Consider the following 396-nt stretch of genomic DNA (forward strand, 5'->3'; position numbering starts at 1 on the left):
GACGACCTTCCAGGCGCCGGTGGTCATCCGGCCCCGGCGGGCGGCCGCCAGGTGGCCGCGCAGGCCGCGCGCCCCGCCGGCCCGGTCGCCGGCGCCCTCGCCGAGGTCGTCGAGGGCGCCGAAGGCCGCCGCCCCGACGCAGGCCGCGGCGGCGGCGGCGTTCCAGGGCGCTGCGGCGGCGGCGGCACCCGCCAGGGCCGCCACCGCGGCGGTGGGCCCCTCGAGCAGGGTGACCCGCCGCCCGCGGTGGTTGAGCCGCTCCCAGCGCGCCCCGCCCCCCGGGGGGTGCGCCGCCAGGGTCGTCGCCGTGCGCCGCGCCAGGGCGGCCGCCGCGCCGGCGGCCACGAGCGCGCGGACCGCGCCGCCGCTCACGGGGCGGCCGCCGGCAGCGGCGGG

General features: G+C 86.6%; 1 pseudogene. It reads right to left on the reverse strand.

What is annotated here, in order from left to right:
• Positions 1-372 (reverse strand): annotated as a pseudogene (locus tag GTQ99_RS27695) (hypothetical protein); the annotation flags it as partial.
• Positions 373-396 lie beyond the last annotated feature (24 nt).

Origin of the sequence: Kineococcus vitellinus, from assembly GCF_009906315.1 — a bacterium.
In the GTDB taxonomy this organism is placed as follows: Bacteria; Actinomycetota; Actinomycetes; order Actinomycetales; family Kineococcaceae; genus Kineococcus; species Kineococcus vitellinus.